Raw genomic sequence first — 18,091 nt, 5'->3', positions numbered from 1 at the left:
TGCGCGCACTTCTCCACTGACTTAAAGGTGAGCGACTGGCGCCCTGTCGCTTCTATGAGTCGGACGTCGACGTGTCCTGGCTCCGCTGGTCAACGGCCTTGCCAGGAAACGAGGTTGCGGCACCGCTTGCACCTTCGGGCCGCCGGTTGAGCCAGTGCTTTCGGCACCGTGCACCGCGCCGCACTGTCCGGGCCCGCGAGGAACGACGTTCTCCTCGCCGACGGCGCGAGGCGTGAGCCGGTGGCAGACGATGGCCCTGTCTCTGATTCCCGTGTCGGCCGACACGGGAATCAGAGACTGCCGGGACGACAGCCGTCAGGCCGGACCCAGAAGAGCCGAGCTGCGGGGGTCGGGGCGCGGCTGGGACGGTTGCGGGGCGGCCGGGACGAAGACCGGGGCGTCCTGCTGGTAGAAGATGTCGATGTCGGCTTCCTCGCCGCTGACGATCAACGTGTCCCACGCGCCGCTCTCCTGGAGCGTACGCAGGGTCGCGGGTGACAGCTTGGAGAGGTGGGCCCGGAGCACGTTGTCGTCCGGCAGCCCCGGCATGCGGGGAGCCAGCCGTTCACGTATCGCCCGCATGCGGTCCAGCAGGACCTCCAGGTGGGCTTCCGCAGACCCAGAGCCAGACCCAGACCCAGACCAAGATCCGGAGCCGGAGCCCGCGGCCGAGCCCGGAACCGGGACTGCGGCCGGGACGGAAGGCATCCGGCCCACGGCACCTGCTCCCGCCGGCTTCGCCGTGCCGTCCATGCTGCCGTCGATGATGTCCTTGATCGCCCGGGTCACGCCCCGCTCGTCCGTGGTGACCATAGCGTTCCAGGCGCGGCTCTTGTGCCGGTACTGGAGCATGGACATCGCCGCCTCGTGCCGGATGAAGTCCGCGTCGCGCAGCGGCCTTCCGCGCCAGACCCGGCTGAGGGAGCGGGCCAGCGAGACGGCCGAGGCCACGCCGCTGTTGAGGCCACGTCCGGGCCAGAAGTGGATGGCGTTGGCCGCGTCGCCCAGGAGGAAGCCGTACGTTCCCGGACGGTCCGCGGTCGGGCGGGTGAGCTGGGCTGTGAACCTCGGGCGCTGGACCATGTCGAGGCGGAACGACGTGATGGCGCTGAGGTCCTCTTCGGGGACATCGAACAGCCGCAGCCCTTCCAGGATGCGCTTCCACAGCGGTGAGCTGCGCAGCAGCGCCGGGAGGAAGAGCGTGCCGTGGGTGGGGCAGGCGAACTCGTTGTCCTCGTGGCGGCTCATCAGACACGGCCGGGCCGCGATGCACTCCTCGAAGACCTGCCGCACCGGGTCGATGCCGATGACGTTGCGCGCCTCCTCCCGGGTGAGGCGCATGTTCAAGAAGCCTTCGCCGCGCAGCGAGTTGAGCAGGAACCGGTTCTGCGCCACGGTCAGCAGCACGCTCATCGGGTCCGGCAGCCGGGACTTGACCCTGAGCCCGAGCACCACGTCCTGGATGTGCTCGCCGTCCAGGGAGTAGATGGAGGCGTCGGCCATGCCGAAGCGGTCGGCGAAGTGCTCACGAGTGCGCGAGCGGCCACCCTCACTGATGACCAGCACATGGTCACGGGCGATGAGGTGTTCCTGCTCGGTCAGGTCGAACCGCTTGGGCACCAGCCGGATGGCGGACTTGCGGTTGGCCAGCTCAAGCAGCCGGTCCTCGATGTAGGCAATGCGTATGTTGCGGGGCGGCCGTCCGTCCACGGAGTCGGGGCCCAGCGGCCACATCTCGGAGAACTGGCCGCTGTCGCCGAACATCGCCGTCTGCATCTCCTGCGTCAGTGCCAGGTACTGCCGGCTCTGGACGGTGACGACCTGCTGGCGGCGGACGTTGCCCTGGGCGGCGTCCTTCCAGACGACGGAGGTGCCGCTGCGGACCCACCGGCCGTCGTAGACGGTGATCGCGACCCGTCCGGACAGCGCTTCCTCCAGCAGCAGCGCGAACGCGAGGCCGACGGGACCACCGCCGCTCACCGTGACCCGGAGGACTCCCGGGTCCACGACCGCGTTGGCGCGCGGCAGGTCCATCTGGGAGAGGTCCATGACCGTCTCCACGGCTTCCTGGGTCTCGAACAGAAAAGTCTCGTCGCCGATGCGTATGGTGTCGCCGGGCGTCAACTCGTGCCGCTCGACGCGCTGTTCGTTGACGAAGGTGCCGTTCCTGCTACCACGGTCGTGAAGGACGTACGTGTCGTTCTCGGTGACGATCTCGGCGTGGAAGCGGGAGGCGCTGACGCTGACGATGATGACGTCGTTGTCACTCTTGCGCCCGAACGTCACAGGAGCTTCTCCGAGAACCACGCTCTGACCGGTGAACGGACCGGTGCGTCCCACGATGACCGACAGCACGGAATCTCCTTGAGGGAAGACAGATTGGCCCAATTATGAAAGACATGGTGCCTTGTCACTCACCGTTCGATCGGCAAGTGATGGAAAACGGCACAGAGTTGGACTTCGTGTCGAACGGCGACTTGATCTCCACGGCCATCGCGCTCTTCAACGTTCCTTCCTGTGCCCACGTCGACAGGCGCACCGTCTCCGTCTTGCTCGTCGGGTCACCTTCACGGAATGACAGAGTCCGCCACTCCCGATCCACCACAGCTCCGTTGTCGGACACCCACCGGTACGAGAACTGGACCGGAGCCCGGTCCGTCTTGAACGTAGCGGTGAACCAGGGCGCCTGACCTTCTCCGCCCGGGCAACTCCCGTCGAACGTGGTTGCGTTGCCGGTGACAGCCACCGACACAGGCTTGGACGCAGTGCCGGTGCTGGTGGTTTCGGCGTCCTTGCCGGCCTTGTCATCGCTCTGGTTCATCAACGTGTAGGTGAGACCCGCGCCGGCCAGAACCAGCGCGATGGCCACCGCCCCCACCAGATATGTCCTACGACGGCTGAGCGGAGCGGAGGCGGGCCCCGACGTGCCATCCTGCCCGAATCCGGCCGCCGGGGCCGGTAGGGCTGCGGCGGGCCCGAACGCCGAGCTACTGCGAGGAGGACCGAACGTGCCCAGCGGCGCAGGCGTGGCCTGAGCCTCGGGCACCTCCGCCGCAGCCGTGGCAGCCGAGGTGGCCTCGATCGGTGCCTTCTCCGTAGCCGGCACCGCCGCGGTGACCGCGGCAGTGATGCCACCCGTCGCCGAAGACGTGGTCACCCCCGGATCGGCGCCCGCTGTCTCGGCCGGGGCCGCCAACTCATCTGCACATTGCACGAGTTCGCTCATGGCCTCCTCGGCACCCATGCGCTCCTCAGGGTCCTTGCGCATGAGCCCCTCGATGACCGCCGTCAACGGTCCGGCCCGATGCGGCGGAGGCAACTCGTCATCCACGACGGCACGCAGCGTCGACAGGGCACTCGTACGGCGGAACGGCGAACGTCCCTGTACGGCCGTGTAGAGGAGCGCCCCGAGTGACCAGAGATCGGAAGCGGTGCCTGGGGTCCGGCCCAACGCCCGCTCGGGAGCGAGGTATTCGGGCGATCCGACCACCTCACCCGTCATCGTCAGCGCGGTGCTGCCCTCCACACTGGCTATGCCGAAGTCCGTCAGGACGATGCGGCCCTCGTCGGCGAGCAGCACGTTGGCGGGCTTCACGTCGCGGTGCAGCACGCCGGCAGTGTGGGCCGCACGCAGAGCGGCGAGTACCTCGACACCGATCCGCGCGACCTCGCGCGGTGCCAGGGAGCCCTCTGAGCTGATCACGTCGGCGAGGGAGCGGCCACGCACGAGCTCCATCACGATCCACGGCCGGTCGTCGAAGTTCACCACGTCATGGACGGTCACGACTCCTCGAGCGTTGACCCGCGCCGCCGCCCACGCCTCCCGCTCCAGCCGGACGTACATCTGCCTGCTGCGCTCGGCGGGCAGCTCGATGGAGGCACGCACCTCCTTCACCGCGACGTCACGGCCGAGCACTTGGTCGCGGGCCCGCCACACGGTGCCCATCCCGCCCTCGCCGAGCACGGACAGCAGCCGGTACCGACCAGCGACCAACCTCTCCTCGCCGACCGCCGACGAGGCATCGTCCTGGTTGTGCATGAGGGTCATCTCCCCTTAATCCGCCAACTGCCGCCAACCGTATGGTGAATACGGTGACGATCAATAAATGCGCAGCACGAGGGCCGGACAGTAACCATCCGGACAGCACTGTGACACGCTCGTGAACCGGTGACGGCGACGGCCCGCGTCGACCAGGCGTTGCGCGCCGCTCCGGACCTGTAGTCGCCCTCACCAGAGAGTCGGTGGATCGCCAGGCCGCGGAGCTGTTGGCTCAGGGACTTCCGGAGGTATGGCTGTGCGACCGGGCCCGGCAGGCCCAGGGGCTGTGCGAGCGAGGGGTGTTCGCGGGCGGGGTACACAGCGGCGCCCGTGATCAAGCAGTCGGTCACCAGGGAGAGGAACAGGGCAGCCGGCTGCAACTCGCGGTGCGTCTCGTCCTGAGGGCGCGCCGCGATCATGAGCGATACCCACGGACCCGTTCACTCCGTGTCCGGGTTCCGTAACCGGGTGCCGGTGACCTACAACGCTGTTCGGGTGACGACGGTCAATCCCTGCGAGGTCGACAAGCTGTTGGGGCTGTCGACGAGACGGGGGATTCACATGAACATCATTCAGCGTGCCGCAGCGGTCGGAGCGGTCACAGCTGCCGTGGTCGGCGCCCTGGGGGCCGTCGCACCGCAGGCAGGGGCGGCGACGCCCCTGGCGAAGTACAACGGTGTCTGCGGGGCGGGCTACGCGGTGGTCGACTCGGCACCGGTCGGTACGGCGGGCACGGTCTACCTGACGTACAACCCCTCCACGGGACAGGACTGCGTGGTCACGGTGCGCGCCCGTCCCGGCACCGCCGTGTCCATGCTGGCGGCAGTCACGGACGCCCAGGACGTCGACCCCGAGTTCGATGACGGTTCTTACACGACGTACGCCGGCCCGGTGTACATCGGCCACCCCGGGCACTGTGTGAGCTACTGGGGACGGATCTCCGGGCAGAGCGGTGGAGCGAACAACGTGCACTGCACACCCTTGACCGACTGAGCGGCTCCACTGGGACTTCCGCGCAGGAGCGGAAGCCCGGTGTGAGGTCGGTGCGCAGGCGCTGTTGCTCGATCCGGGACGTGGTCTCGGCTCGGACGCCTGCGGCATATGGGCCCCAACACGCGGTGTACACCGCCGCCGGGGCCCATATGCCCTCAGCCGCCCAGCAGTTGGCAGCCCTGGCCGAACAGAGCGCAGCCCGCCTTGAACGCCGACCACGGGCCGGGAGCTGTGGTCGGCGCTGCGCGTGCTGTGCGCGGGTGTTGTCGCGGCCTGCGCTAGAAGGTCAGGTTCCAGGCGTCGATCTTGCCGGTGTCGGAGGCGGCGTTGTCGTTGACGCGCAGTTTCCAGGTGCCGTTCGCGACCTCCGAGGAGGCGTTCACGGTGTAGGTCTGGGCGATGTTGTCGGCGCTCCCGCCGGTGTGGTTGTGCAGCGTGTAGACGGTGCCGTCCGGCGCCACCAGGTCGACCTTCAGGTCACCGATGTAGGTGTGCTTGATGTCCACACCGACCTTGAGGGTGGCCGGGGCGTTGCCGGTCACACCGGTGACGGTGATCGGGCTCTCCACGGTCGCGTTGTCGTTGACGGCGAAGTCCGCGAGGCTCTCGAAGTACTTGCCGGGCGGGGGAGTGGCCCCGACGGCCTTGAGGGCGTCGACCTGTCCTTCGCCGAAGAAGGAGTTGTTGGCTGTCGTGCCCGTGCAGCGGCTGTCCGAGGGGCAGGCGATGTCGTTGGCCTGCTCGGCCAGCTTGGCGCGGAGCTGCGCCGGGGTGATGCCGGGATTGGCGCTGGCGATGAGTGCCGCCACGCCGACCACGTGCGGGGTGGCCATCGAGGTGCCGCTCTTGCTGCCGTAGCCGCCGCCGGGGACGGTGGAGTACACGTTGCTGCCCGGCGCCGCGACGTCGATGACGCCCTGACCGTAGTTGGAGAACGAGGCCTTGGTGACGCCGGTGCCGTTGGCCGCGACCGTGACCACGCCCGGCAGCTCGGTCGGGATGTCGAGGCAGGCGTTGGTGATGGTGCGGGTGACCGGCGTCGAGTCGTTCGGGCTCGCGGAGTCCGTCGTCTTGTGGGCGAGGTCGTAGTTCTCGTTGCCCGCCGCGGCGATCTGGAGGGAACCCTTGCCCTCGGCGTACTCCTGGGCGCGCTTGACGCCCTCGATGATGGCGGCCTGGTCGATGTTGTCCGGGCAGTTGAACTGCCACGGGTCCGTGTAATAGCTGTTGTTGGTGACCTTGAAGCCGTGGTCACCGGCCCAGACGAAGCCGCAGATGGTGTTCTCGGCGAAGAAGAAGGAGTTGCCCGGCTCGGCGACCCGGACCGCGGCGATCTTCACCCCGGGTGCGACGCCGACGACGCCCTTGCCGTTCTTGGCCGCGGCGACGGTGCCCGCTACGTGAGTGCCGTGCGTGTCGACGTCCCGCCACGCGCCGGCACGGGTGTCGGGCTTGCCGTAGGCACAGGAGACCGAGTCGGCCGCGTCGAAGTTGGGCGCCAGGTCCTGGTGCTGGTCGTCCACACCGGTGTCCAGGATGCCGACCGTGACGGAGGCGGAGCCCGGGTTGACGGCCCAGGCCTGGTCGGCCTTGATCTGGCTCATGTCGGCCCGGACCGGTTCTCCGGCCGGGGTCGAGGCCTGGGCCGGATTGGCCGGGAGCGCCGGGTTGTAGGCGTCGGCCGGGACGTCCGAGGTACGCGTGGCGCCGACCTGCTGCACGCCCGCGACGCCGCGCATGGTGGCGGCGAAGGTGCTGGACGTCGAGTGGGCGACGATCACGCCGATGGCGTCGAAGTTCGAGAAGACGGTGCCGCCGTTGGCCGTGATCGCCGAGCGGACCGCGGAACTGTCGCCGGGGGCGGTGATCACGAGGTAGGCACGCGTCCCGGCCACCCAGGTCGCACTCTGGGAAGCCGGCGCGGCGGCCGGAGCATGGGCCTTGGCGGCAGGCGCGGTGGAGGGGGCGACGGGCAGCGTGCCGGCGAGGGCGCCCGGGGTGCCGAACGCGAGGGCGGCGCCGAGTGTGGCCGCCAGCACCAGCGTGCGTCTAGGGCGGCTGGATGTGTGGGGTATCAAAGCATCCTCCGGAGACGGCCCGGCCGTGCTGAGGACACGGGCCGGGCCGTACGAAACGAGTGGTGGATGCAAGATGTCAGGTGCATGATCCCGTACGGAAGTACCTTTCCGTACAGGGACGTCAGACAGGCATGGCTGAAAAGAGACCTGCTCCGGGCACCGACGTCGGCAACCGCGCGGCAAAGATGCCGAAGTCCCGCCGCTCCTGGGCGTGCCGGCCATCGGGGCACTGCTCCGGCCCGGCCGATGCTGACCTGTGCACACGCCAGACCTGCCCGTGCACCACGCCCGCGCGCCGACCGGGTAGGGCGCCGACGCCTTGACGGCAGGGCCACTCCCGCGACTCGTGTCGATCATCGCCGTCTTTGATGAACTCCCGTGCCGAATGCAAACGTTCGCGCCGATCCAAGACCGCGCCGAGGGGAACGAGAACGATTGCTCTCGGCCTGGCGACGGCTGTCGCGCCTCCCCATCGGTCGCGCCACCATGTCAGGCTCGCCGGCTCGGCTGATGCGACTGATCCAGCCGACACGACGGAAACCCGCTCGGGCGGGACATCCGTAATGCGCGGAGCACGCTGATGGGCACGGCATATTCGCACCATCGGCGTGAGGTTGTGGTAACTCCCCTTTATTCCGGATGACTTCGTTCGGCAATCACCGAGGGCTGGAGTTGGTCTCCACAGACAGCGGCGAGGTGTCAAGACCTCGGCGCCCGGCATGGAGGATGTCATGCCCGAGATGTATTTTCATGTGCGCTGGCCCGATGGTGTGACGCAGCGCTGCTATTCCCCCTCCACGGTCATCGAGGACTACTTCGTTCCCGGCGGCCAGTATGCGCTTGCGGAATTCGTCGAGCGCAGCCGTACGGCACTCGGTATCGCCGGGGAACGCGTGAAGGAGAAGTTCGGCTTCTTCTGCACCGGCGCCTCCGACCAGCTCGCACAGATCGAGCGGACCGCCGCCGTGTACGCCGCCGTCAGCGGCGCCAAGGTCACGGTCGAATCCCTGACCGGCGCCGACGGGAGCACTCGGTGAGTTCGGCTGCGGCGATACGGCCGGTCGGCGCCCTTCCTGACAGCCTGACGGGCAGGGGCGGTGCACCGATCCCGGTGGTCGTGGTCGGCGGCGGTCAGGCGGGGCTCTCGATGAGCTACTGCCTCGGTCAGCGCGGTGTCGAACACGTCGTCATCGAGGCGAACCGGGTCGGGCACGAGTGGCGCGAGCGGCGCTGGGACTCCTTCTGCCTGGTGACCCCCAACTGGCAGTGCAGGCTGCCTGGTTATCCGTATCAGGGCGAGGATCCGGACGGGTTCATGGTCCGTGACGAGATCGTCCGGTACCTGGAGGACTATGTCTCCTTCTTCCGGCCGCCACTGGTGGAGGGTGTGACGGTCACCCGGCTGCGCCGCTCGCCGAGCGGGGTGTTCGAACTGTCCACCACCGCCGGGGACTTCACCGCCGAGCAGGTGGTCGTCGCCACCGGCCCGTACCACACGCCGTCCGTCCCGCCGATGGCCCAGCGCCTGCCCGACCGCGTCACCCAGGTCCACTCCTCCCGCTACCGCAGCCCCGACCAGCTCCCCGAAGGCGCCGTCCTCGTGGTCGGCACCGGCCAGTCCGGCTGCCAGATCGCCGAGGACCTCCACCTCGCCGGGCGCCAGGTGCACCTGGCCGTCGGCAGCGCCCCTCGCGTGGCCCGCTTCTACCGCGGCCGCGACTGCGTGGCCTGGCTCGACGACATGGGCCACTACGACAAGTCCATCGACGAGTTCGACGACGCCGACGCCGTGCGCATGCGGGTCAACCACTACGTCACCGGCCGCGACGGCGGCCGCGACATCGACCTGCGCGCCTTCGCCCGAGACGGCATGCGGCTGTACGGGCGGCTCACCGCAGTCACCGGCACCGATCTGGAGTTCGCCGACGACCTGAAGGTGAACCTCGACCACGCGGATGCGGTCGCCGAGGGCATCAAGGACGCCATCGACGCGCACATCGCCGCGCACGGCATCGACGTCCCGACCGAGCCCCGGTACGTCCCGGTGTGGGAGCCGAACGAGCAGCCGCGCGAACTGGACCTGGAGGCCGCCGGTATCACCTCGGTGATCTGGTCGACCGGCTTCCGCCGCGACCACCGGTGGATCGAGGCACCCGTCTTCGACGGCCGCGGCTACCCGATGCACTGGCGCGGCGCCACCGGGACGCCCGGCCTCCACTTTCTCGGTCTGCCCTGGCAGTACTCGTGGGGTTCGGGCCGCTTCGAGGCGGTCGGCCGGGACGCCGCGTTCCTCGCCGACCACATCGACGCCTCGCGCCGCCTGGCCGACGTGTGCGGCACCCTCACCGGAGCCCCCAGCGAACTCGCCTCCGCCCTACCGATCGGCTGAGGAACCACACCATGGTCCACGACGCACACCGCCACATCGGCGTCCTGCCCGCCTATCCCTTCTACGGCGGCCCACCCGTCAACCCGGACACCACCGCTCGCGCCACCGTCAAGCAGCTCATCGCCGACCTGGACACGGAGGGCACCGAACGAGCCCTGGTCATCCCCAACTACGGCGTCCCGGACCCCGCGATCGCCTTCTCCTTCAACGAGCTGGCGCTGGAGGCCGCGCAGAGCGACGACCGCATCCGCGCCGGGCTGTGGGTGTCCCCACGCCCGGAGGACGCCCAACGCACGGACGAGGCGCTCCAGTTGGCGGGCGAGAGCGGAGTCAAGGCCCTCAAGCTGAGTTTCCTGCTGGGAGGCCGCCCCACGGACCCAGCCTGCCGCCCCCAGCTGGACCGCATCTTCGCCGAGGCCGCCCGGCACGGCCTCGTCGTCCATGTGCACACCTCTCCCGGCGCTGCCTCCGACATCGACGAGGTCGGCCATCTCGTCGACTGGTACGCCGACCACGTGCCCGTCCATCTCGTGCACTTCGGCGGCGGGATGAGCGGCCACATCAAGCTCGTCGGCTCCCGGTTCTTCGACTGGATCACCGCCGGCAAGCGCGTCTACACCGATCTCTCCTGGGCCATCGGCTTCACTCCCCGCTGGCTGGCCCAGGAGATCGAGCGCCGCGGCATCGGCCACGACCGGGTGCTCTTCGCCAGCGACCAGCCGTGGGGCGACTTCACCGGCGAGTACGCCCGCCTCGCCGAAGCCACCGGCGGCGGCGAACTCGGCGACCTGGTCTTCCGGGACACGTTCGCCGCGCTCTACGACTGACCGACCACCACTCCCTCCCCGTACGCACAAGGAGACAGCCATGTCCGAATCCGTCGCCACCGCCGAACTCTCCGACGTGGAGCAGAAGTCCCTCGACGAGATCCCCCACCCCTCCCTGCCCGAGGGCACCAGCATCTACGGCTCCACCAAGGTCTTCCCCGACTACCAGGCCGAGGACGGCGAGACCTACTTCACCCTCGTCCACGGCATCGCCCACGAGTCCTCGGTCTCCTTCGTCGCCGTCCTCCAGGCCACCCGCGCGCTGCGCAAGGGCTTCGAGACCGCCATCTACTTCTACGGGCCCGGCTCCCTCAACTGCCTCGCCACCCGCGGCTTCCCGACCGTCGGCAACTCCGCCTTCCCCGGCGAGCACAACATCAACAACCAGCTCAAGACGTTCATCGCCGAAGGCGGCAAGGTCTACTGCTGCCGCTTCGGCCTGTCCCTGCACGGCGCCCGCGAGGAAGACCTCATCGAGGGCGTCATCCCCACCCACCCCCTGGACGTCCAGGACGCGCTGATCCACTACGCGCGCAAGGGCGCCATCATCAACTCCACCTACCAGCTGTAGGGAGCACGACGTGAGCGTTGGCACCGGCAACAGCGGAACGGCGGTGGATGTGCGGATCATGACCCGCGCCGAACTCGCCCTGCACGGCGTCGCGTCGGACGCGCCCGTGCGGCGGCCGGACGGTGCGGGGCCCAGCGACGACGGACACGTCCTCGTCGACGGTGCCAACGCCGCGCTCCCACGCAACCCCGGCAGCCCCTACTCCGTGCGCGACGGCACGGTGTGGCTCGGCGACGAGAACACCGGCATCTCCCTCACCCCCGTCCGGCGACCGAAGTTCTACGACCTGACCACGGCCGACGGCATCCGCTACGAACAGATCGCCCGCCTGCACGGCTCGAACGTCCTGGCTACCACCGTCGTGCAGACCTGCATCCGCTACACCGAGTCAGACCGCTGCCGCTTCTGCACCATCGAGGAGTCCCTGCGCTCCGGCGCCACCGTGGCCGCGAAAACCCCGGCGCAGCTCGCCGAGGTCGCCGAGGCCGCCGTACGGCTCGACGGCGTGCAGCAGATGGTGATGACCACCGGCACCACCACCGGACCCGACCGCGGCGCCCGCAACCTCGTACGGTCGGTCCGGGCGGTGCTGGCAGCCGTGCCCGGCCTGCCGATCCAGGTGCAGTGCGAACCGCCCGGCGACCTCGCCTGGATCCGCGCCCTGCACGACGCCGGGGCCACCGCCATCGGCATCCACGTCGAGTCCCTCGACGACGAGGTGCGCCGACGCTGGATGCCCGGCAAGTCCACCGTCCCGCTCGCCGAGTACGAGGCCGCGTGGGACGAGGCGGTGCGCGTCTTCGGACCGAACCGCGTCTCCACCTACCTCCTCGTCGGGCTGGGGGAGAACCCCGATGAACTCATCGCGGGAGCAGGAGAGTTGATCGCCAGGGGCATCTACCCCTTCGTCGTCCCCTTCCGTCCGATGAGCGGCACCCTCGCCGCCCGCGACGGCATCCGGGCACCCGCCGCGGAACTCCTCACGTACGTCACCGAAGGCGTTGCGGCGAAGCTGCGCGCCGCCGGAATGAGCGGCGCCGACCAGCAGGCCGGCTGCGCGGCCTGCGGCGCCTGCAGTGTGCTCCAGGCAGCGGGCGGGTGAGCGCCGTGAACCTCGACGGTTCCGTGGTCGTGCCCGCCGTGGACGGTCCGCAGGACATCCTGGCCCTGCTGGGCGACCGCAACACGCTCGCCCGCCGTCCCGCCTTCCGCATCGAGGAGGCGGACGGCACGGCGGACACGGCCGCCTACCGGGAGCTGCGCCGTGCCGCGTTCGTCCAGGAGCAGGGGCTCTTCGCCCACCACGACCTGGACGACCGCGACACCGACCCCCGGACCGTCGTCCTGGTCGCGAAGGACCTGGAGGGCACCGTGGTCGGTGGGGTGCGCCTCGGACCGGTCGACGACGGCCCCGACCTCGGCTGGTGGCAGGGCGGGCGCCTGGTCGTCGCCCGCCGGGCCCGCGGCCCGCACGGCATCGGCGCGGCGCTCGTCCGGGCCGCCTGCGCCCGCGCCGAGTCGGAGGGCGCCCTGCGGTTCGACGCGACCGTCCAGGCACGCAACGAGGTGCTGTTCCGGCGCCTCGGCTGGCAGCGGGTGCGGGACACGACGCTCGCGGGCGCGCCGCATGTCCTGATGCGCTGGCCGATCGGCCGCATCGCCGCCCTCGCGGCGGCCACGAAGTCGCCCCTTGGACAGTTGCTCACCGCGCTGGCCCCGCCCCCGGGCTTCGTCGGTGACGACGGCGCGCCCGTCCCCGGCACCGACGTGATCGCTGCGTGCGACGCGATCGTGCCGTCCATGGTCGAACGGGACCCCGAGTGGGCGGGCTGGTGCGCGGTCCTCGTCAACGTCAACGACCTCGCGGCGATGGGCGCCGCACCGCTGGGGCTACTGGACGCGGTGGGAGCCCGCGACGCCGCGCACGCCGCCCGGGTCCTGGCCGGACTGACCCGCGCAGCACAGGCGTACGGCGTTCCGGTGCTCGGCGGACACACCCAGCTCGGCGTCCCGGCCGCCCTGTCGGTGACCGCGCTCGGCCGCACCGACCGGCCGGTGCCCGGTGGCGGCGGCCACCCCGGGCACGCCGTACGGCTGACCGCCGACCTCGGCGGGAACTGGCGCCCGGGCTACCGGGGCCGCCAGTGGGACTCGACCAGCCACCGCCGTACGGACGAACTGCGCACCATGACCGGCGCGGTGGCCGCCGCGCGGCCCGCCGCCGCCAAGGACGTGTCGATGGCGGGCATCGCCGGCACCCTCGGCATGCTCGCCGAGGCGAGCGGCTGCCGCGCGGTGCTCGACGTGGCCGCCGTACCCCGGCCGCAGGCCGCGACCGTGGGGGACTGGTTCACCTGTTTCCCGGGCTTCGCGATGCTCACGGCCGACGACCCCGGCGCACCGCCCCTGCCCGCCGGACCCGCCACGGGAGCGGTGTGCGGGGAGCTCACCGAAGGCGAAGGCGTCGGGCTGCGCTGGCCCGACGGAGAGATCACCGAAGCGGTCATGTCCACCGTGACCGGGATGGGAACCGCATGACCACCCTGCGCATGGCCGCCGTCGCCGCCGAGTTCGGCCGCGACCTGGAGGAGGACTTCCAGATCGCCGAGCGGCTGATCAAGGAAGCCCGGGAGGACGGCGTACGCCTGCTGGCGCTGCCCGAGGCGTGCCTCGGCGGGTATCTGCTCAGCCTCGACGACTCCGCCGAACTCGACGAGGGCCCGCCCGCGCTCGCCCTCGACAGCCCCGAGATCCGCCGACTGGCCTCCCTGGCAGGGGAGATGACGGTCGTCGCCGGATACTGCGAACAGGCCGGGGAAGCCCGCTACAACAGCGTCGTCTGCGTCACCGGCGACGGCGTCCTCGGCAACCACCGCAAGGTCCACCAGCCGCTGAGCGAGGACGCCAGCTACGCCTCCGGGGACCGCTTCCACGCCTTCAACACCCCGGTCGGCCGGATCGGCATGATGATCTGCTACGACAAGGCGTTCCCGGAGTCCGCCCGCGCGCTCGCGCTCGACGGCGCCGAGATCGGGGTCTGTGTCTCCGCGTGGCCGGGATCCCGCACGAACGCGGCCGCCAGCCTTGAAGAGGACCGCTGGAAACGCCGTTTCGACCTGTTCGACCGGGCCCGCGCGCTGGAGAACCAGATCGTGTGGCTGTCGGCCAACCAGGCCGGCAGGTTCGGGTCGCTACGCTTCGTCGGCAGCGCCAAGGTCGTCGACCCCGGCGGCGAGATCCTCGCCGACACGGGAGTCGCCGCCGGCGTCGCCGTCGCCGAACTGGACGTCGCACAGGCACTGGAGACCGCCCGGCGGTCGATGGGACACCTGCGCGACCGGCGGCCCGAGACCTACGACGTACCCACGGGAGCAGTCAGCGCATGAGCACGATCCGGATCGCGGCCGCGGCCGCCCACTTCGGCCGCGACCTGGAGTTCGACCTCGCCCGTATCGGGAAACTCATCGACGACGCACGGCGCGAGGGGGCCGGGCTGCTGGTGCTGCCGGACGCCGCGCTCGGCGGCTACCTCGCCGACCTGCGCCACCCCGACCCCGAGGCCCTGCCGCCGGCCCTGAAGCCGGACGACCCGCTGATCCTCCAGGTCGCGCGCCTGGCCGCCGAGATGGTGGTCTGCCTGGGCTACTGCGAGGACGGCGGCGACGAGCGCTACAACGCCGCGGTCTGCGTCAGCGGCGACGGTGTCCACGGCCGCCACCGCAAGGTCCACCTGCCGGCCGGCGAGGTCGCCGCCTACGCGCCCGGTGACCGCTTCGACGCCTTCGACACCCCCGTCGGCCGCATCGGCATGCTCATCGACTACGACAAGACCTTCCCCGAGTCGGCCCGCTCGCTGGCCCTGGACGGCGCGGAGATCCTCGCCTGCCTCTCCGCCTGGCCCACGTCCATCACCAACCGCGCCCCGCGCATGGCCCAGGACCGCCAGGCCAAGCTCTTCGACCTGTACGACCAGACCCGCGCCGCCGAGAACCAGGTCGTCCTCGCCTCCTCCAACCAGACCGGCGCCATGGGGGGCATGCGCTTCCTCGGCCAGTCCAAGGTGGTCGGCCCGGGCGGTGACATCCTCGCCCGCACCTGGTCCAAGGCCGGCCTCGCGGTCGCCGAGATCGACGTCGCCGAGGAGATCGACCGCGCCCGCCGCACCCTGCGCCACCTCGACGAACGTCGGCCCGACGCCTACCGGGAGAACCCGTCGTGAAGATCGCTCTGCTGAGCTACTCCACCAAGCCGCGCGGCGGCGTCGTCCACACCCTCGCCCTCGCCGAGGCGCTCGCCGCAGCCGGGCAGGACGTCACGGTGTGGACGCTGGGCCGCGGCGGTGACGCGGGCTTCTTCCGGCCGGTCGATCCCGCCGTACGGCTGCGGATCGTGCCGTTCCCGGACGGCCCGCCCGAGGAGAGCGTCGGTGAGCGGATCCTGCGCTCCATCGTCGTCCTGGGCACGGCTTTCCAGTCCTATGCGGCGGCGTACGACATCGTCCACGCCCAGGACTGCATCAGCGCCAACGCGGTCGGCGGCCGGTGCGTGCGCACGGTCCACCACATCGACCGCTTCACCACCCCCGAACTGGCCGCCTGCCACGAGCGGGCCATCGTCGAGCCGTATGCGCACATCTGCGTGTCGGCGGCCGTCGCCACGGAACTGGCCGACGGCTGGGGCATCAAGGCGGCGGTCATCCCCAACGGAGTGGCCTACGACCGTTTCGCCACCACCGATCCGGCCGCTCGCGCGAACTGGCGGGCCCGTCTGGGCCGTTACATCCTCACCGTCGGCGGCATCGAACCCCGCAAGGGCTCGCTGGACCTGTTGGAGGCGTACGCCCTGCTGCGTGCCGCACACCCGGACGTACGGCTGGTGATCGCGGGCGGCGAGACCCTCTTCGACTACCGCGACTACCGGGCCCGCTGGGAGGCACGGGCAGCCGAACTCCGCGTCGAACCGGTCGTGTTGGGCCAGGTCGCCGAGGACGAGCTGCCGCCTCTGGTGGCCGCCGCCTCCGCTTTCGCCTTCCCCTCCGTCAAGGAGGGCTTCGGACTCGCCGCGATGGAGGCACTCGCCGCGGGCGTTCCGCTCGTCGTACGGGATCTGCCCGTACTGCGCGAGGTGTTCGACAGCGCCGCCCGTTTCGCGACCACCCGCCAGGACCTGGCCGCCCAGCTCGGCGCCGCGCTCACGGACGACACCCCCGCGCGGCGGGCGAGGGGCCGCCGACTCGCCGCCCGCCACACCTGGACCACCGCCGCGGAACGCCACCTGGCGTTCTACCGCTCTCTGCTGACGGACCCCGCGGGTCGTGGGCAGGGCCTGACCGGGAGTCTGTGCACGCAGCCGCAACGTGAGCCCGGCATCTGATCTCCGCACGAGGCAACCCCTGCGCGCTTGTAGTGCCAGAGGCCTCGGCCTCCGCGCGTTTCCGGGGTCCGCGCCCTCCACGCCTGCCCCATGCCTGGCATGCGCGCTATCCGCCGCCTTTGACTGTTCGTCAGCAATCCGTCCTCCTCGACGACGTCGTGGAAGACCGCCTGTCCCATCTTCGTGGCGGCACCCACCCCGACCGCAGTCACAAGAGTCGCCCGCCGACGCCTTCCGTCCCCTCTCAAGCAAGCTGGCCAACTCCGTGGGATTGAAGCTGAAGGCTGACCTATTCCTTGCAGTCTTCCAGCGCGGACGGACGCGAAGGCGGCGGACTCAGCAGCGACCGAGGTGGAGGCGCTCGACGCGCGCTAGGTCGCTCCGGCACCGTCTGCGCCGTCCCGCTGGGATGGTCCGTGGGCGCTCCGGGGTGGGCCGACCCCCGCTGCCTCAGCCGCGGGATGCGTGCTCCACCGGCCGCCGTGACCGCTAGCGACCCGAGCAGGCCCCAGGACCGCGGCCGGGGCGAGGACGACCCAGGGGGCGCGTTCGGCATACGGCTGGTTCTCGGCATTGTCGCGGGACATCGAGAGATGAGTCCCGCAACGACCGTCGGCAGGATGCCGCTGCCGAGGCCACTGCGCCGAGGCGGCTGGAGTGGGCGGAGTGGTCGGTTACCTGCTCTTGAACCGGTCCGGACGTACGAAGTCCAGGCCTTCGATGGTCTGCTTGCCGAGCGCCTCGTGTGCGGCGATGTGGCCGTAGCCGGTCGCCATCTTGAAGCCCTTTCCGGAGAATCCGGTGGCGCAGTAGATGTTGCTGGTCTCGTCCAGCCAGCCGAGGAGGGGATGCCTGTCCTCGGTGAAGAGGTCGGGGAAGGCGTCCGAGCGCGCGATGGTGGGGATCAGACCGGGGAAGAACTCGGTGACGATCTCGGTGACCTTTTCGACTTCTTCCCGGGTGAGTTCCCTGGGCACGGCGTCCGGGTCGGGAGTTGCCCGTGTGCGCCCGGCCAGCGGTCCGTCGATTGATGCCTTGACCGTCACGCCGTCGACGGCGGGTGCGCCGTACAGGGAGCGATCCTCGTACCACCGGCTGAAGGCGGGGAAGTTCTCCGGCGAGAACTGCGTGCCGTCCTGGGCGATGAACCAGGTCAGGACGATCCGATGGGTTTCCGTGACGGCCTTGAGGCGGTTGGGCATGAGCCTTCGCGACCAGCCGCCCGAGGCGACGATGACCTTCTCGAACGTCCAGGTTGTGTCGCCCGAGGTGACGACCACACCGTGTTCGGTTTCGGTGATGCTGTCCACGGGTGTGTTCTGAAGGACGGTGGCGCCGTTGGCCTGGGCCGCCGCGACGGCGGCGCTGACGGCGCGGTCGGTGCGCAGAACGCCGGCGCGGGGGTCGTAAACGGCGCAGTCGTCGGGGCGGAGGTTGTGCTGGGGGTAGCGTTCCGCCAATTCCTCCCGGCTCAGGACGGTGTGCTCGGCTCCGGTGACGCGCGTGGCCTCGAGGAGACTGTTGATGTAGCTGCCGTTTGCCGTGCCGATGGACAGGCCCCCGGTAGTGGTGAGGATTTCCTGTCCGGTTTCCGCTTCGAGCTCGGCCCACAGGCCGCGGGAGCGTTCGATGATGGGGTAGTACTCGGGCCTGCCGAGGTGGATCATGCGGAACAGGCGGGTGTCTCCGCCTACGGCACTGCGGCCGTGGGCGGGGGTGGCGGCCTCGAAACCGACTACCGAGTCGGACAGCCGGGAGGCCTGCCACAGGGCCATGCTTCCGATGCTGCCCAAGCCGATGACTGCGAGTTGTGCATCCATG

14 protein-coding genes are annotated in these 18,091 nt (G+C 70.2%); 10 read left to right on the top strand and 4 right to left on the bottom strand.

Going from position 1 to position 18,091, the window contains the following annotated elements:
* Positions 1–315: 315 nt before the first annotated feature.
* Together IOD14_RS22075 and IOD14_RS22070 are read right to left on the bottom strand one after the other, a co-directional pair.
* Positions 316–2,355 carry an FHA domain-containing protein gene (locus tag IOD14_RS22075; protein ID WP_212671274.1) on the bottom strand — a complete coding sequence of 680 codons (2,040 nt, stop codon included), beginning with the start codon at positions 2,353–2,355 and terminating at the stop codon, positions 316–318.
* A 55-nt stretch (positions 2,356–2,410) separates the two neighbouring features.
* On the bottom strand, positions 2,411–4,039 hold the full coding sequence (locus tag IOD14_RS22070) for a serine/threonine-protein kinase (RefSeq protein ID WP_212671273.1): 1,629 nt from the start codon (positions 4,037–4,039) through the stop codon (positions 2,411–2,413).
* A gap of 561 nt (positions 4,040–4,600) precedes the next feature.
* Here IOD14_RS22070 and IOD14_RS22065 point away from each other — a divergent pair.
* The gene (locus IOD14_RS22065; protein ID WP_123986552.1) at positions 4,601–5,032 is read left to right on the top strand and encodes a spore-associated protein; all 432 of its coding nucleotides are present in this window, start codon (positions 4,601–4,603) and stop codon (positions 5,030–5,032) included.
* A gap of 278 nt (positions 5,033–5,310) precedes the next feature.
* Here the strand turns inward: IOD14_RS22065 and IOD14_RS22060 are convergent, their stop codons facing one another.
* Complete coding sequence (locus IOD14_RS22060; protein ID WP_212671272.1) at positions 5,311–7,071, bottom strand: S8 family serine peptidase; 1,761 nt, start codon at positions 7,069–7,071, stop codon at positions 5,311–5,313.
* Between the two features lie 770 nt (positions 7,072–7,841).
* Between IOD14_RS22060 and IOD14_RS22055 the strand changes: the two genes are divergently transcribed.
* From IOD14_RS22055 to IOD14_RS22015, 9 genes are read left to right on the top strand one after another with little or no spacing between them, the layout of a single operon-like run.
* The gene (locus IOD14_RS22055; protein ID WP_123986550.1) at positions 7,842–8,147 is read left to right on the top strand and encodes an MSMEG_0570 family nitrogen starvation response protein; all 306 of its coding nucleotides are present in this window, start codon (positions 7,842–7,844) and stop codon (positions 8,145–8,147) included.
* Entirely contained in the window at positions 8,144–9,499 is a 1,356-nt protein-coding gene (locus IOD14_RS22050) for an MSMEG_0569 family flavin-dependent oxidoreductase (protein ID WP_249126018.1), read from the top strand. The genes IOD14_RS22055 and IOD14_RS22050 overlap by 4 nt, the downstream gene beginning before the upstream one ends.
* 11 nt (positions 9,500–9,510) lie before the next feature.
* Complete coding sequence (locus IOD14_RS22045; RefSeq protein ID WP_123986549.1) at positions 9,511–10,326, top strand: amidohydrolase family protein; 816 nt, start codon at positions 9,511–9,513, stop codon at positions 10,324–10,326.
* Positions 10,327–10,366: 40 nt separating this feature from the next.
* Positions 10,367–10,897 (top strand): MSMEG_0572/Sll0783 family nitrogen starvation response protein, encoded by a 531-nt coding sequence (locus IOD14_RS22040; protein ID WP_123986548.1) that lies wholly within the window; start codon positions 10,367–10,369, stop codon positions 10,895–10,897.
* Positions 10,898–10,907: 10 nt separating this feature from the next.
* Complete coding sequence (locus IOD14_RS22035) at positions 10,908–11,999, top strand: MSMEG_0568 family radical SAM protein (RefSeq protein ID WP_249126017.1); 1,092 nt, start codon at positions 10,908–10,910, stop codon at positions 11,997–11,999.
* Positions 11,996–13,435 (top strand): MSMEG_0567/sll0787 family protein, encoded by a 1,440-nt coding sequence (locus IOD14_RS22030; RefSeq protein ID WP_249126016.1) that lies wholly within the window; start codon positions 11,996–11,998, stop codon positions 13,433–13,435. The genes IOD14_RS22035 and IOD14_RS22030 overlap by 4 nt, the downstream gene beginning before the upstream one ends.
* Positions 13,432–14,283: a carbon-nitrogen hydrolase family protein gene (locus IOD14_RS22025; RefSeq protein ID WP_212671271.1), complete on the top strand. Its 852-nt coding sequence runs from the start codon at positions 13,432–13,434 to the stop codon at positions 14,281–14,283. Before IOD14_RS22030 ends, IOD14_RS22025 begins: the two co-directional genes overlap by 4 nt.
* Positions 14,280–15,116 (top strand): carbon-nitrogen hydrolase family protein, encoded by an 837-nt coding sequence (locus IOD14_RS22020; protein WP_123986546.1) that lies wholly within the window; start codon positions 14,280–14,282, stop codon positions 15,114–15,116. The genes IOD14_RS22025 and IOD14_RS22020 overlap by 4 nt, the downstream gene beginning before the upstream one ends.
* Complete coding sequence (locus tag IOD14_RS22015; protein ID WP_212671270.1) at positions 15,113–16,270, top strand: MSMEG_0565 family glycosyltransferase; 1,158 nt, start codon at positions 15,113–15,115, stop codon at positions 16,268–16,270. The genes IOD14_RS22020 and IOD14_RS22015 overlap by 4 nt, the downstream gene beginning before the upstream one ends.
* Before the next feature lie 674 nt (positions 16,271–16,944).
* Here IOD14_RS22015 and solA read toward each other — a convergent pair.
* Positions 16,945–18,090: an N-methyl-L-tryptophan oxidase gene (solA, locus tag IOD14_RS22010; protein WP_212671269.1), complete on the bottom strand. Its 1,146-nt coding sequence runs from the start codon at positions 18,088–18,090 to the stop codon at positions 16,945–16,947.
* Between the last annotated feature and the right edge of the window lies 1 nt (position 18,091).

It is taken from the genome of Streptomyces sp. A2-16 (assembly GCF_018128905.1).
Classification (GTDB): Bacteria; Actinomycetota; Actinomycetes; order Streptomycetales; family Streptomycetaceae; genus Streptomyces.
Note: the sequence above shows the minus strand (reverse complement) of the source record. Positions and strands in the feature narration are given on the sequence as shown.